This window comes from Stenotrophomonas chelatiphaga (assembly GCF_032054965.1).
GTDB lineage: Bacteria > Pseudomonadota > Gammaproteobacteria > Xanthomonadales > Xanthomonadaceae > Stenotrophomonas > Stenotrophomonas chelatiphaga.
The window spans coordinates 76,360-89,643 of record NZ_DAMBRS010000001.1 but is presented as its reverse complement, the minus strand read 5'-3'; the positions used below and the strand labels follow the sequence as shown (position 1 = coordinate 89,643).

Annotated in this window: 12 protein-coding genes; 4 read left to right on the top strand and 8 right to left on the bottom strand. The window is 66.8% G+C overall.

Going from position 1 to position 13,284, the window contains the following annotated elements:
* Positions 1-18: 18 nt before the first annotated feature.
* The 3 genes from fdxA to RTX79_RS00445 all read left to right on the top strand — a co-directional run bounded on the left by fdxA (position 19) and on the right by RTX79_RS00445 (position 1,747).
* The gene (fdxA, locus tag RTX79_RS00455; RefSeq protein ID WP_312680960.1) at positions 19-357 is read left to right on the top strand and encodes a ferredoxin FdxA; all 339 of its coding nucleotides are present in this window, start codon (positions 19-21) and stop codon (positions 355-357) included.
* Positions 358-370: 13 nt separating this feature from the next.
* Entirely contained in the window at positions 371-805 is a 435-nt protein-coding gene (locus tag RTX79_RS00450; protein WP_312680958.1) for a hypothetical protein, read from the top strand.
* 90 nt (positions 806-895) lie between these two features.
* Positions 896-1,747, top strand: a complete 852-nt coding sequence (locus RTX79_RS00445; protein WP_312680956.1) for an endonuclease/exonuclease/phosphatase family protein — start codon at positions 896-898, stop codon at positions 1,745-1,747.
* Between the two features lie 123 nt (positions 1,748-1,870).
* Here RTX79_RS00445 and RTX79_RS00440 read toward each other — a convergent pair whose 3' ends face one another.
* The 6 genes from RTX79_RS00440 to RTX79_RS00415 form a co-directional block, all read right to left on the bottom strand.
* A complete protein-coding gene (locus tag RTX79_RS00440; RefSeq protein ID WP_312680954.1) occupies positions 1,871-3,289 on the bottom strand; it encodes an efflux transporter outer membrane subunit in 1,419 nt (472 codons plus the stop codon).
* Positions 3,283-4,020, bottom strand: coding sequence for an SDR family oxidoreductase (locus RTX79_RS00435; protein WP_312680952.1), 738 nt, complete (start codon positions 4,018-4,020; stop codon positions 3,283-3,285). Before RTX79_RS00435 ends, RTX79_RS00440 begins: the two co-directional genes overlap by 7 nt.
* Positions 4,021-4,089: 69 nt before the next feature.
* The gene (locus tag RTX79_RS00430) at positions 4,090-7,260 is read right to left on the bottom strand and encodes an efflux RND transporter permease subunit (protein ID WP_123699343.1); all 3,171 of its coding nucleotides are present in this window, start codon (positions 7,258-7,260) and stop codon (positions 4,090-4,092) included.
* Between the two features lie 98 nt (positions 7,261-7,358).
* The gene (locus RTX79_RS00425; RefSeq protein ID WP_312682146.1) at positions 7,359-8,606 is read right to left on the bottom strand and encodes an efflux RND transporter periplasmic adaptor subunit; all 1,248 of its coding nucleotides are present in this window, start codon (positions 8,604-8,606) and stop codon (positions 7,359-7,361) included.
* 112 nt (positions 8,607-8,718) lie between these two features.
* Positions 8,719-9,489, bottom strand: coding sequence for an SDR family NAD(P)-dependent oxidoreductase (locus RTX79_RS00420; protein ID WP_312680948.1), 771 nt, complete (start codon positions 9,487-9,489; stop codon positions 8,719-8,721).
* Positions 9,486-9,713, bottom strand: a complete 228-nt coding sequence (locus RTX79_RS00415) for a hypothetical protein (RefSeq protein ID WP_312680946.1) — start codon at positions 9,711-9,713, stop codon at positions 9,486-9,488. Before RTX79_RS00415 ends, RTX79_RS00420 begins: the two co-directional genes overlap by 4 nt.
* A 146-nt stretch (positions 9,714-9,859) precedes the next feature.
* On the opposite strand from RTX79_RS00415, the gene RTX79_RS00410 reads away from it, so the two are divergent.
* Positions 9,860-10,879, top strand: coding sequence for a LysR family transcriptional regulator (locus RTX79_RS00410; protein WP_057506671.1), 1,020 nt, complete (start codon positions 9,860-9,862; stop codon positions 10,877-10,879).
* A 129-nt stretch (positions 10,880-11,008) separates the two neighbouring features.
* Here the strand turns inward: RTX79_RS00410 and RTX79_RS00405 are convergent, their stop codons facing one another.
* Together RTX79_RS00405 and RTX79_RS00400 are read right to left on the bottom strand one after the other, a co-directional pair.
* Positions 11,009-11,704, bottom strand: coding sequence for an OmpA family protein (locus tag RTX79_RS00405; protein WP_042612375.1), 696 nt, complete (start codon positions 11,702-11,704; stop codon positions 11,009-11,011).
* A gap of 135 nt (positions 11,705-11,839) precedes the next feature.
* A complete protein-coding gene (locus tag RTX79_RS00400; protein WP_312680942.1) occupies positions 11,840-13,255 on the bottom strand; it encodes a cryptochrome/photolyase family protein in 1,416 nt (471 codons plus the stop codon).
* Positions 13,256-13,284 lie beyond the last annotated feature (29 nt).

Here is a 13,284-nt window from a genome sequence, read left to right as displayed (position 1 = left end):
ATCTTCAGGAGATTCTCCATGACCTACGTCGTGACCGAGAACTGCATCCAGTGCCGGCACACCCTTTGCGTGGACATCTGTCCAACCGACGCCTTCCACGTCGGCCCCAATTTCATCGCCATCAATCCGCAGGAATGCGTGGACTGTGGCCTCTGCGTCCCGGAATGCCCGGAAGATGCGATCGTCGCCGACAACGCGCTGGATGCGGGCAACCAGCACTTCCTGGCCCTGAACGCCCTGCTGGCGCAGCGCTGGCCGGTGTTGCTGGAGCGTCTGCAACCGCTGCCGGACCATGCGCGCTGGAGCGGCCGCAGTGGACGGCTGGCGCTGCTTGAAGACGTCCAGGAACGCGCATGAACCAGGTCCACTGATGGGCACCTTCAACGTACCCGTGCTGGTCGTTGCCGCGGCACTGACCGCACTGGCCGCGCTGCTGCACCTGGTGGTGATCGTGCAGGGCCCGCGGGGCTACCAGTGGTGCGGCGCGGGTGACCGTATCGTGGCGGCAGCCCGCAGCGGCAGCCGCGTTCCGGCGGCGCTGACCAGCATGATCTGCGTGGTGCTGCTGGCATGGGCTGCCTATGCGCTGTCCGGGGCGGGCCTGATCGCCCCCCTGCCCCTGCTGCGCCCGATGCTGGTTGCCATCGCAAGCGTATTCCTGCTGCGCGCGCTGCTGGGCCCGTTCGTGCTGGTCGGCAATGGCCGTAGTGCACGTTTCGTCTGGGTCAGCTCGGCCATCTGCCTGGTGTACGGGCTGCTGTTCCTGGTGGGGCTGGTGCAGCGATGGGATGCATTGCCCGCGTGATGCGCCAACCAGCCGGAACGGCACATCCGGTCCCTTCCCTTCCATGCGAACCTTGTCCCGACCTTGTCTGACTGGAATGGAGGGATTCCCATGTTGCACCGTCTGCGGCGCCCTGCCGCTTTGCTCCTGCTGGCGCTTGCGCTGCCGGCCGCGGCGGCTACCCCGCCCGCGCCGCTGAAGGTGATGTCCTTCAACGTACGCACGCCCGCCGATACCGCGCCGCAGAAACGCTGGCCGGACCGCCGCGAGGCGCTGGTGGCGACCATCCGCACGGCGCACCCGGATGTGATGGGAACCCAGGAACTGGTCAAGGAGCAGGCCGACTACGTGGCCGCGCAGTTGCCGGACTACCGGTGGTTCGGCGAAGGACGGCGTGGCGGCGATGGCGATGAGCACATGGGCGTGTTCTACGACAGCAAGGCGCTGGCGCTTGAACAGTCTGGAAACTTCTGGCTTTCCGATACACCGGAGGTGCCGGGCAGCATCAGCTGGGGCAACCTGTTCCCGCGCATGGTCACCTGGGGGCTGTTCCGCCGCGTGGCAGACGGACGGCGCTTCTATCTGTTCAACACCCACCTGCCCTACCGCGATGAGGACGAGCCGCGGCGGGTACGCAGCGCGCAGGCGATCGTGGCGCACCTGAAAACGCTGCCGGCCGATATCCCGGTGGTGGTCACCGGTGACTTCAACAGTGAACCGGGCGGACCTACGTATGCCGCGTTCACCACGGCATTGCAGGATGCGCGCACACAGGTCGCCGAACCGCTGGGGCCGAAGAAGACGTTCCACGATTTCACCGGGAAGGCGACCACGGAACTGGACTGGGTGCTGGTGCGCGGGTTCAAGGCGCGCAGCTTCGCTACGCTGGATGCACGGGTGGACGGCATCCTGCCGTCCGATCATTTCCCGCTGGTCGTGGAGCTGGAGTGGGATGCGCGGTAAGCCAACGGCATGAAGGCATGACGGCCAGCGGCCGTCACTACCGGGTGTTACCGGCGCTGGCGCAACGGCGTGACGACCAACGGTCGTCACCCACCCACGACCGACGGTCGTCACCCCGCCAGGTCAGTTGGCCAGCGCGATGGTTGGCTGCGCTGCCTGGCCCCAGCCGCCGAGTGCCTTGTACACACCGACCACGCTGACGTTGACCTCTGCTTCGGCGGCGGCCAATGCATCATCGGCCGACAGCTGCGTGCGCTGCGCATCGAGCAGGGTCAGGAAGTCCTCCGAACCCTCGCGATAGCGGATCTGCGCCAGCGTTTCCGCACGCCGTGCGGCCTGCGCCTGCTCGGCGACGATCGCCAGCCGGGCCTGCTGCTTGGCATACCGGGTCAACGCGTTTTCGGTGTCTTCCAACGCCAGCAGCACGGCCTGTTCGTACTGCGCCGCCACGCCATCGGCTTCGGCCTTGCTGGCCTTCAACCGCGCACGCACGGTGCCGAAATCGAACGCAGCCCAGCTCAGCGACGGGGTCAGTGACCACGCCTTGTTGCTGCCGTTGACCAGCCCGCTGGCATCACCGCCAAGGAAGCCGACGAAGCCGGTCAGCGACAGCCGCGGGAACAGATCCGCCGTGGCCACGCCGATACGCGCCGTGGCTGCGGCGAGCCGCCGTTCGGCCACGCGCACGTCCGCACGCTGGCGCAGCAGTTCGCGGGTATCGCCCAGCGGCAATGCCTTGGCAAAGGCCGGCACCTCGCGCGGGGCCAGCACGCTGTCCAGCGCATCCGGGCGCAGGCCCAGCAGCACCGCCAGGCGATGCCGCGACTGGGTCTGGGCGACTTCCAGCAGCGGGATGTCGGCCTCGATGGCCTTCAAGCGCGCCCGGCTGCTCTGCACGTCCAGCTCACTGCCGGCGCCCAGGTTCCAGCGGGTTTCGGTCAGCTTCTGGGTGTCGCGCAGGTTGCCCAGGGTCTGTTCGGCCACCGCGATCCGCTTCTGCGTGCCGCGCAGTTCGAAGTAGTTGCGTGCCACTTCGGCAGCGACCAGCACCTGGGCGTCGGCGAGGTTGGCCCACTCCGCATCCAGGTCCGCGCGGGCCGCCTCGGCGGCGCGACGCTGGCGACCGAACAGGTCCAGCTCCCAGCCGGCGTCGAAGCCGAGCTGGTAGGTTTCACTGAACACACGTTCGCCACCGGCCAGCGCATCGGGCTGCTTGCGGCGGTCATACGAGCCGCCCGCAGTGACGTGCGGGGCCTGGTCCAGCCGGCTTTCCACGAACACCGCACGGGCCTGCCGCACGCGCGATACCGAGACACGAAGATCAAGGTTGTCGGCCAGCGCGCGGTGCACCAGTTCCTCCAGCACCGGATCATCGAACTGGGCCCACCAGGTCGCCACCGGCGACTCGGTGCTGTACACCGGTGCCGCCGATCCCTGCAGGGTCACCGGCGCTTCCACCGGTGCCGTGTAGTTGGGTCCGACGGTCACGCAGCCAGCCAGCAGCACGCTGGTCAGGGCGACCACCAGGGTCTTGATCACCACGGCAGCACCTCGCCCAGGTAGGTGAAGCTGCCGTTCGGGCCATCGGCGTCCAGCAGCGCCATCTGCACGCTGGACTGCGCGCCCACCGACACCTCCACTTCGCCTTCGCCACCGTTCATGTCGGTCTTTACGTAACCCGGATGCACGGTATTGACCTTGTGCGCGGTATCGCGCAGTTCGTAGGCCAGCTGTGCGGTCCAGGCGTTCACCGCGCTCTTGGACACGTTGTAGGCCGGCACCTTGAAGTCATAGATCGGCGAGCCCGGCTGGCTGTGCAGGGTGATCGAACCGAGCAGGCTGGACACGTTGACGATGCGGGCAGCAGCCGATCCGCGCAGCAGCGGCAGGAACGCCTGGGTCACCGCCACCAGCGCGAACACGTTGGTGTCGAAGGTGCGGCGCCAGGCGTCCTGCGACTGCTGCGACGGTGCCTTGCTGATGTCATCGAGCAGGATGCCGGCGTTGTTGACCAGGATGTCCAGCCGGCCGTGGCGCGCGCGGACCTGCTCGACGGCAGCGGCGATGCTGGCGTCATCGGTGACGTCCAGCTCGATCGCTTCCACCGGCAGCCCTTCGGCCTGCAGCTTCAGTGCGACCTCCACGGCGGTGTCGCGCTTGCGGCCGGCCAGCAGGGTGTGCACGCCGGCCTGCGCCAGCTGGCGCACGGTCTCGGTGCCGATACCCCGGGTAGCGCCGGTCACCAGGGCGATCTTGTTGGTATTCGCGTTCATTGTGTGGCTCCAGGTTGGATCAGGGGGGTAGCGCCGAGCCTTGCTCGGCGGCTACCGGGGAGGAACAGATCAGTGATGCAGCGTGGATTCGCCGTGGGTCACCAGCTGGCCACCGCCATTGCGGGTGACGAACTTGCGCAGGGCCACGTAGAACACCGGGGTCAGGAACAGCCCGAACAACGTTACGCCCAGCATGCCGGCGAACACCGTGATGCCGGTGACCGAGCGGACCTCGGCGCCTGCACCATGCGACAGCACCAGCGGCACGGTGCCGGCGATGAAGGCGATGGAGGTCATCACGATCGGGCGCAGACGCAGGCGGCAGGCTTCCAGCGCCGCTTCGACGATGCCCTTGCCGCCCATTTCCAGCTCGCGGGCGAACTCGACGATCAGGATCGCGTTCTTGCACGCCAGGCCCATCAGCACCACCAGGCCGACCTGCACGAAGACGTTGTTGTCACCGCCGGTCAGCCACACCCCGAACAGCGCCGACAGCAGGGTCATCGGCACGATCAGGATCACCGCCAGCGGCAGCGACCAGCTTTCATACAGCGCGGCGAGCACCAGGAAGGCCAGCATCACCGCCACCGGGAACACGATCAGCGCCGCATTGCCCTGGGTGGCCTGCTGGTAGCTCAGGTCGGTCCATTCGGTGACCATGCCCGGCGGCAGCACCTGGGCGGCGATCTCGCTCAGCTTGGCCATGCCTTCGGTGGACGACAGCAGGCGCGGATCGGTTTCACCGGCCAGGTCGGCGGCCGGGTAGCCGTTGAAGCGCAGCACCGGGTCCGGGCCGAAGGTCTGCTTGACGGTGACCATCGAACCGATCGGCACCATTTCGCCACGGTCGTTGCGGGTACGCAGGCGGCCGATGTCTTCCACGCTGTCACGGAACTGGCCATCGGCCTGGGCGATCACCTGCCAGGTACGGCCGAACTGGTTGAAGTCGTTGACATAGGACGAACCGAGATAGGTCTGCAGCGTATCGAACAGTTCGGTCAGCTGCACGCCCTGGGCCTTGGCCTTGACGCGGTCCACTTCGGCATCCAGCTGCGGCACGTTGGCCTGGTAGCTGGTGATCGGGAAGGCCATGCCGGGGGTCTGCGAAACAGCACCCTGCATGGTCTGCACGGCCGTCTGCAGCGCACCGTAACCCAGGTTGCCGCGGTCTTCGATGAACATCTGGTAGCCGTTGCCGTTGCCCAACCCGAGGATCGGCGGCGGCATCATCGAGAACGCGAAGCCTTCCTGCAGCGCGGCGATCTTCTGGTTGATCTCCGCGTTGATCTGCGCAGCGGTGCGGCCATTGCGCTCACTGAAGGGTTTCAGCGGCACGAAGGCCACGCCGGTGTTGGGCGTATTGGTGAACTGCAGTGCATTGAGGCCCGGGAACGAAATGGTGTGCGCCACGCCGTCGGTTTCCATGGCGATCTGCGCGACCTTCTTCAGCATCGCGTCGGTACGGGCGATGGAAGAACCTTCCGGCAGCTTCACGCCGGCGATCAGGTACAACTTGTCCTGGGTGGGGATGAAGCCCGGCGGGACCAGCTTGAACATGACCCCGGTGCCGACCAGCAGCAGGGCATACACCACGAACACCGCGCCGCGCTTGCCGAGGATGTTCGACACGCTGCGCTCATACTTTTCCGAGCTGGACTTGAAGAAGCGGTTGAACGGACGGAAGATCCAGCCGAACAGGCGGTCGATGATGCGCGTCGGCGCATCCTTGGCCGCGTCGTGCGGCTTGAGCAGGCGCGCGGCCAGGGCCGGCGACAGGGTCAGCGAGTTGATCGCCGAAATCACCGTGGAAATGGCGATGGTGACCGCGAACTGCTTGTAGAACTGGCCGGTGACACCGGACAGGAAGGCCATCGGTACGAACACCGCGCACAGCACCAGCGCGATGGCGACGATCGGGCCGGATACTTCCTTCATCGCCTGGTGGGCCGCCGCGGTCGGCGACAGGCCTTCTTCGATGTTGCGCTCGACGTTCTCCACCACCACGATCGCATCATCGACCACGATGCCGATCGCCAGCACCAGCCCGAACAGGCTCAAGGTGTTGATCGAGAAGCCCAGCAGGTACAGCGCGGCGAACGTGCCCACGATGGACACCGGCACGGCGATCAGCGGGATGATCGAGGCACGCCAGGTCTGCAGGAACAGGATCACCACCAGCACCACCAGCGCGATGGCTTCCAGCAGGGTGGACACCACCGCCTTGATCGAGTCGCGCACGAAGATGGTGGTGTCATACACCGCTTCGTACTTGACGTCGGCCGGGAAGGTCTTCTGCATTTCGTCCATGGTGTTCATGACGGCATCGCGGATTTCCAGCGCGTTGGCACCCGGTGCCTGGAAGATGCCGATACCCACCGCGTTCTTGCCATCCAGCTGCGAACGCAGGGTGTAGTCACCGGCACCCAGTTCCAGCCGGGCGACATCGGACAGGCGCACCACTTCACCGTCAACGCCGCTCTTGAGCACGATGTCGTTGAATTCCTGCTCGCTCTTCAACCGGCCCTGCGCATTGATCAGGGTCAGGAACTGGCTGTTGGGCATCGGTTCGGCACCGAGCTGGCCGGCCGACACCTGCACGTTCTGCTCGCGCATCGCGCCGACCACGTCGCTGGCGGTCAGCCCGCGCGCGGCGATCTTGTCCGGGTCCAGCCAGGCACGCATGGCGTAGTCACCGCCACCGAAGATCTGTGCATCACCCACGCCCTGGATGCGCGACAGCGCGTCCTTGACGTGCAGGCGGGCGTAGTTGCGCAGGTACAGCGTGTCGTACTTTCCATTCGGCGAGGTCAGGTGCACCACCATCAGGAAAGTCGGCGACTGCTTCTGCGTGGTCACGCCCTGGCGCCGCACGTCTTCGGGAAGACGCGCCTGGGCCTGCGCCACGCGGTTCTGCACCTTCACCGCGGCCGCATCCGGGTCGGTGCCCGGGCGGAAGGTGATGGTCATCTGCAGCACGCCGTCGGAACCGGCGACGGACTTCATGTACATCATGTCCTCCACGCCGTTGATCGCTTCTTCCAGCGGCGTGGCCACCGTTTCTGCGATCACTTTCGGGTTGGCGCCCGGGTACACGGTGCGCACCACCACCGAAGGCGGGACGACGTCGGGGTATTCACCGGTCGGCAGCAGCGGGATGCTGATCAGGCCGGCGGCGAAGATGATGATCGACAACACCGCCGCGAAGATCGGCCTGTCGATGAAAAAGCGGGAGAAATCCATGGGAATGTCCTTGGGTTTGGCCGGCGTGGGGGTGCAGCCACCCTGCCCCTGCCGTGCTGGCAGGGGATCGGGGTTCGCGGTGACGCTGGCCGGATGGATCAGTTCAGTGCGGCGGTTTCACTACCCACACGTGCCGGTGCGGGTGCCGGGACGGGGGCCTTTGCAGGTGCAGCGGCAGGTGCGCTGCCCGACTGCATGGCCACCGGCTTGGCCTGGACCGGCATGCCGGGCATGAAGACCTTCTGCACGCCGTCGACGATCACCTTGTCGCCGGCCGCCAGTCCGTTCTCCACGATCCGCAGGCCTTCGGCACTGCGGCCCAGCGCGATGTCGCGACGCTGTGCCTTGCCGTCCTTGTCGACCACGTAGACGTACTTGCGGTCCTGGTCGGTCAGCACGGCGCGGTCGTCGATCAGCATGGCCTGGAACTGGCCGCTGCCGAGCAGCTGCACGCGGGCGAACAGGCCCGGGGTGAACTCACGATCGGCGTTGTCCAGCAGCGCGCGGACGCGGATGGTGCCGGTGCTGCGGGTCACCTGGTTGTCCAGGAAGTCGACCTTGCCTTCGTGCGGGAAGCCCTGCTCGCCGCTCAGGCCGATGCGTACCGGCAGCGACGCATCGCGCTCGCTCGGACGCTCGCCCTTGCGCGCCATCTGCGCATAGCGCAGGAAGGTCGCTTCGTCGGCATCGAAGTACACGTGCACCTTGTCCAGCGATACCAGCGTGGTAAGCACGCTTGCGGCATCGCCAGCACTGACCAGGTTGCCGGCGGTGACCATCGCACGGCCCGCACGGCCGTTGATCGGCGCGCGCACCTTGGTGAACTCCAGGTTGAGCGCGGCTGCATCCAGTGCCGCCTGCGCGGCCTGCACCTGCGCACCGGCCTGGTCGGACGCCGCGCGGCGCTGTTCCCAGGTTTCAGTGGAGATGGCCTGCTGTTCGGACAGCCGCTTGGCGCGATCGGACTCGCCGCGGGCCAGCGTGGACTGGGTGCGGGCGCGGGCGACTTCGGCACGGGCGCGGTCGTACTCGGCCTGGTAGCTGCGGGCATCGATGGTGAACAGCACATCGCCCTTCTTCACTTCCTGGCCTTCGATGTAGTTGACCTTGTCGATGTAGCCGGAGACACGTGGACGCAGGTCGACGTTCTCGACCGCTTCGACGCGCCCGCTGAACTCGTCCCACTGGCTGACCTGCTTGACCAGCACCGGCGCGGCGCTGACTTCCGGGGCGGGCGGTGCGCCGGCTTCTTCGGCGTGGCTGCCACTGCAGGCAGTCAGGATCGCCAGGGCCAACGCCGAAACCGTGGCGAAGGCCACGCGGCGGGTGGTGCGGTGGAGGGGCATCATGGTGTTCATGGCATGTATCCGTAGGGGGTGGTGATACGGGTGTTCTGTCTTTCGGGGTGCCGGTCGGGCCGGCGGCCGGGGAATGGTGCGACCTCAACAAAGGTTGAGGTCAAGCACTCCCGGCCGATTCGCGCCAGCGCGGCGGCGCGTCCAGCTGCAGCAGCCCGCGTGGCAGCTGCGCATCGCGTGAATCGCAGCGCACGATGGCGCGGTTGTCGTGGCACTGGTCCAGCAGCGAGACCAGGCGCCGGCCGACCAGCAGCGCGCTCGGCCACTCGATGCAGGCGTTGGCCGCATTGCTGGGCGTGCACACCGGCGCACCGACTTCCAGCAGCTGCGCGCGCACGCCGATCGCCTGCGCTTCCTGGTGCACCACCTGGGCGTACATGCGCAGCGCTGCGGCGGTGATCGACGAATCACCATGCGCGGCCCACGGCTTGAGGCCGGCGGGGCTTCCGATCATCACGAAGCGGCGCGGGTGGTGGTGGTCCTGCAGCAGCGGCAACAGGTGGCGGACCGCATGCACGTGCGGCATCAGGTCCAACTGCAGCGTCTGCATCAGCGCATCGCCGGGACGGTCGATGACCCGGCCACGCGCATACGGACCACCGAGCGCGGCGACCACCGCACCGAGGGGGCGCTGGCGCGCCGCCACGCGGTCGGCGACCACTTTGGCCGACGCGTCATCGGCCAGCGAGCCGAGCATCGTCTCCAGGCCAGGCTCGTCGTCGAACTGCAGCCGCAGTGCGGCCAGCCGGCCCGGATCGCGGCCGACCACCAGCACCGGGCTGCCGGCTTCCAGCAATGCACCGACCACGCCCTGGCCCACGGCACCGGTGCCGCCGAGGACGAGGACCTCCGGTGCCAGCGTCCCGTTCACGGGATATTTCCTCCCATCTGCGGGACAATACCGATACGACCCAGGCGATCCATGCCACGCGGGCGCATACGCAGGGCACCACCGCGCTGCTGGCGCGGGACCGCGGTAAACTCCCGAAAATCCTTGTTAACCAAGGAGCTGGGACGATTTTCGACCGTCATCGCCTGGTCCAGGGTGTCCTGGTCGGCGGAGCGGAAGAGGTTGAGAATGTTGCGCAGGCTCATGGCTGATGGCCTCCGATTCGGGAATGGCGCCATGGTGCGCTTCTAACTCCTACTTGATTAGTCCTCTTTTAGGGGAATAATCATCCCGCACCCGGTCCAATCTTTTTGTCACGATAGTCCCGTCCCCGACGTCCAGGAATTCGACCATGTCCCACGATCTCAACGAAACGCTGATCTTCGTCAAAGTGGTCGAGCAAGGCAGTTTTATTGCTGCAGCTAAATCGCTCGGCCTTCCCAAGACCACCGTCAGCCGCAAGGTGCAGGAACTGGAAACGCGGCTCGGCGCGCGCCTGCTGCACCGGACCACGCGCCGCCTGGGCCTCACCGAGGCCGGCTCGATCTACCACGAGCACTGCCAGCGCATCGCGCGCGAACTGGAGGAGGCGGAGAGTGCGGTCAGCCAGTTGCAGTCCGGCCCGCGCGGCTGGCTGCGCTTCACCGTGCCCTATTCGCTGGGCATTACCTGGATCGCACCGCTGCTGGGTCAGTTCCATGCGATGTATCCGGAAATCCGCCTGGACATGCACCTGGGCAACGAGAAGCTGGACCTGATCGCCGGCGAGGCCGACCTGGCGCTGCGCGTGGGCTCGCTGCCTGATTCCAACCTGGTGGCGCGCAAGCTGGGCACCCTGCGTACGCAGGTGTTCGCCAGCCCGGCCTACATCGAACGCCATGGCGAGCCGCTGCACCCGGACGAGCTGCAGTTCCATCGCATCCTGGCCATGCGCAAGGCGTACCACAGCCATCCCAACCGGATAACCTGGCAGTTGGGCGAGAACGGCGGCGAGCTGCGCGATTTCCCGGTCACCCCGCTGATGGTGGCCAACGATGTGTCCGCGCTCAATGGCGCACTGGTGTGCGGCGAAGGCCTGCTGCTGACCGGCGACGTGATGGCCAAGCCGTTCATCGAAACCGGCATGGTGCGGCGCGTGCTGGCCGGCTGGACCGGCCCGGAAGTGGACTTCAACGCGGTATTCGCCGGCGGCAAGCTGGTGTCGCCGAAGGTACGTGCGTTCGTGGATTTCCTGGTCGAAAAGTTGAACTTCGACGCCAACTACATGATGGCGCAGTGCCCGGCGGCGAAGTACGCACAGCAACAGACCGAGAAAGCCGAAGCCGAGGCCGCCGCGGAAGGAAAGCGGATCCTGGAAGTGGTCGCCGCCTGACCGGTAGTGACGGCCGCTGGCCGTCATCCGCTTCGGTAGTGACGGCCGCTGGCCGTCATCCAAAAAAATGCCGCCTGCAAAGGCGGCATTCTGTTGCGGCCGAAGCAGCAACCGCAACAACGCTGGGCGTTACTGCTGCAGAGGAATCACACGGATTTCAACACGGCGGTTCTGTGCGCGACCGGCGTCGGTGCTGTTGTCGGCGATCGGATAGGCCTTGCCGGCACCCAGCGTTTCAATACGCGCGCGCTGCACACCCTGCGCGGTCAGGTAGGACGCCACGGCATCGGCGCGCTCCTTCGACAGCCGGTTGTTCACCGCATCGCTGCCGATGCTGTCGGTATGGCCGACTACTTCGATCATCGTCTGGTTGTACTCGGACAGCGTACTGGCCACGCCGTTGAGCGAGCCGTAGAACTGCGGCTTCAGCGCCGACTTGCCGAAATCGAAGGTGATGCCGTCAGGCAGGTTCAGGCTGATGTTGTCGCCCTGGCGCACCACGTCGATACCGGTGTTGGCGGTACGCTCGCGCAGCGCGCGTTCCTGGCGGTCCTGGTACTGGCCTACGGCGGCGCCACTGAGCGCACCGATGCCGGCGCCGATCATGGCGTGCTGGCGGCGCTCGGTCGCGCTGCCACCGGTCAACAGGCCGGCTGCGACACCCACCGCGGTGCCGATCAGGGCGTTGCGGCCGGTGCGGTTCTGCTGCTGGGTTTCATTGCCGTACTGGTCACTCTGCACGTAGGAACCGCCGGTGGCGCAGGCGCTGAGCGCTGCGGCGGTCATCAGGGCAAGGGCCACATTGCGGGGAGCGGAACGGATCATGGAGTTCTCCTTGGAAGCCGGCTGGTCCGGCGTGCGTCGGGGTGAGCATATACAGCCTGATGCGATGCGGGGATGAGGGTCCTGACTGCGGCCGGTGCCCCGTTCAGCTTGTTCCCGACGGCGTGCAAAAGCGCCCTACTCCGCCCCGGTGCGTCGATACGCAGCCAACGCCGCGTCGCGGCCTTCCGCCAGATCCACCAGCGGTGTGCGCGGGTAGTTCGGCGCCTTGTCCGCCAGCAGCGCGGGGTGCTGCCAGGGTGCAAAACGGGCCTTGACCGGAAGCGCGGCCAGTTCGGGTACCCAGCGCGTGATGTAACGCGCCTGCGGATCGAATTTCTCGGACTGGGTCACCGGGTTGAACACCCGGAAATACGGCGCGGCATCGGCGCCGGTGCCGCCCACCCACTGCCAGCCCATCGAATTGTTGGCCAGGTCGGCATCGACCAGGGTGTCCCAGAACCAGCGCGCGCCGATGATCCAGTGCGCGCGCATGTGCTTGCACAGGTAACTGGCCACGATCATCCGCACCCGGTTGTGCATCGCGCCGGTATGCCAGAGCTGGCGCAGGCCGGCATCGACGATCGGCACGCCGGTGCGGCCCTGCTGCCACGCCTGCAGGTCGGCGGCGCTGGGCGTGGCCCAGGCAAATCCATCAAAACGGGGGTTGAGGTTTTCGTCGCTGGTCTTCGGGAAATGGTGCAGCAGGTGATGGGCGAAATCGCGCCAGCCGAGCTGGCGGATGTAGGCATCGATGTCGGCACTGCGGCCGGCGGTGCGCTCGGCTTCCAGCGCATGCACGATGCGCCACGGCGCGATCTCGCCGAAATGCAGGTGCGGTGACAGCAACGAGGTGCCGACGCGGTCCGGCAGGTCGCGCTGCTCGCGATAGCCGTGCAGCGCGCCATCGACGAACACGGTCAGCGCCTCGCGCGCGCCGGCCTCGCCGGGCTGCCAGTGCTCCCAGAAGCCGGCATCCCAGCCCAGCGTGGGGGCCAGACCCAACGCATCCAGCGCGACGCCCTGCACGGCATGCGCGGTCAAGCGGGCCGGCGCATCGCTGCCCGGCTGCAGTCGCCAGTTGCTCAGTGCGTTGCGCCAGAAGGGGGTGAACACCTTGTACGGACCGCCCTGCTTGGTTTCCAGCTCCCACGGTTCAAACAGCAGGCTGCCGTTGCAGCTGTCTGCCTGCAGGCCCTGCTCGCGCAGCGTGCGTTTGATCTTCGCATCACGCGGTTGCGTCGCCGGCTCGTATTTGCGGTTCCAGAACACCGCTTCGGCGCCGGTTTCGCTGATCAGCTGCTGCAGCACGTCCAGGCTGTCGCCCTGGCGCAATACCAACTGCGAGCCGCGTGCGCGCAGGTCTGCATCCAGTGCGGCCAGCGAGCGGTGCCGCCAGGCATTGGATGCCGCGCCGGGTGCCCAGCTGCCCTCTTCGTGCGGGGCATGGATGTAGACCGGCACGACGTCATGCCCGGCCTCCAGCGCCGCCTGCAGGGCCGGATTGTCGGCAAGGCGGAGATCACGGCGAAACCACACCAGGGCTGATGACACGCGCTGCATCCAGGACAAAAACAGGAAGC

Coding starts and splice junctions, on each gene's coding strand:
- fdxA (WP_312680960.1), top strand. CDS start 19: ATGACCTACGTCGTGACCGAGAACTGCATCCAGTGCCGGCACACCCTT.
- RTX79_RS00450 (WP_312680958.1), top strand. CDS start 371: ATGGGCACCTTCAACGTACCCGTGCTGGTCGTTGCCGCGGCACTGACC.
- RTX79_RS00445 (WP_312680956.1), top strand. CDS start 896: ATGTTGCACCGTCTGCGGCGCCCTGCCGCTTTGCTCCTGCTGGCGCTT.
- RTX79_RS00425 (WP_312682146.1), bottom strand. CDS start 8,606: ATGCCCCTCCACCGCACCACCCGCCGCGTGGCCTTCGCCACGGTTTCG.
- RTX79_RS00405 (WP_042612375.1), bottom strand. CDS start 11,704: ATGATCCGTTCCGCTCCCCGCAATGTGGCCCTTGCCCTGATGACCGCC.
- RTX79_RS00430 (WP_123699343.1), bottom strand. CDS start 7,260: ATGGATTTCTCCCGCTTTTTCATCGACAGGCCGATCTTCGCGGCGGTG.
- RTX79_RS00410 (WP_057506671.1), top strand. CDS start 9,860: ATGTCCCACGATCTCAACGAAACGCTGATCTTCGTCAAAGTGGTCGAG.
- RTX79_RS00415 (WP_312680946.1), bottom strand. CDS start 9,713: ATGAGCCTGCGCAACATTCTCAACCTCTTCCGCTCCGCCGACCAGGAC.
- RTX79_RS00435 (WP_312680952.1), bottom strand. CDS start 4,020: ATGAACGCGAATACCAACAAGATCGCCCTGGTGACCGGCGCTACCCGG.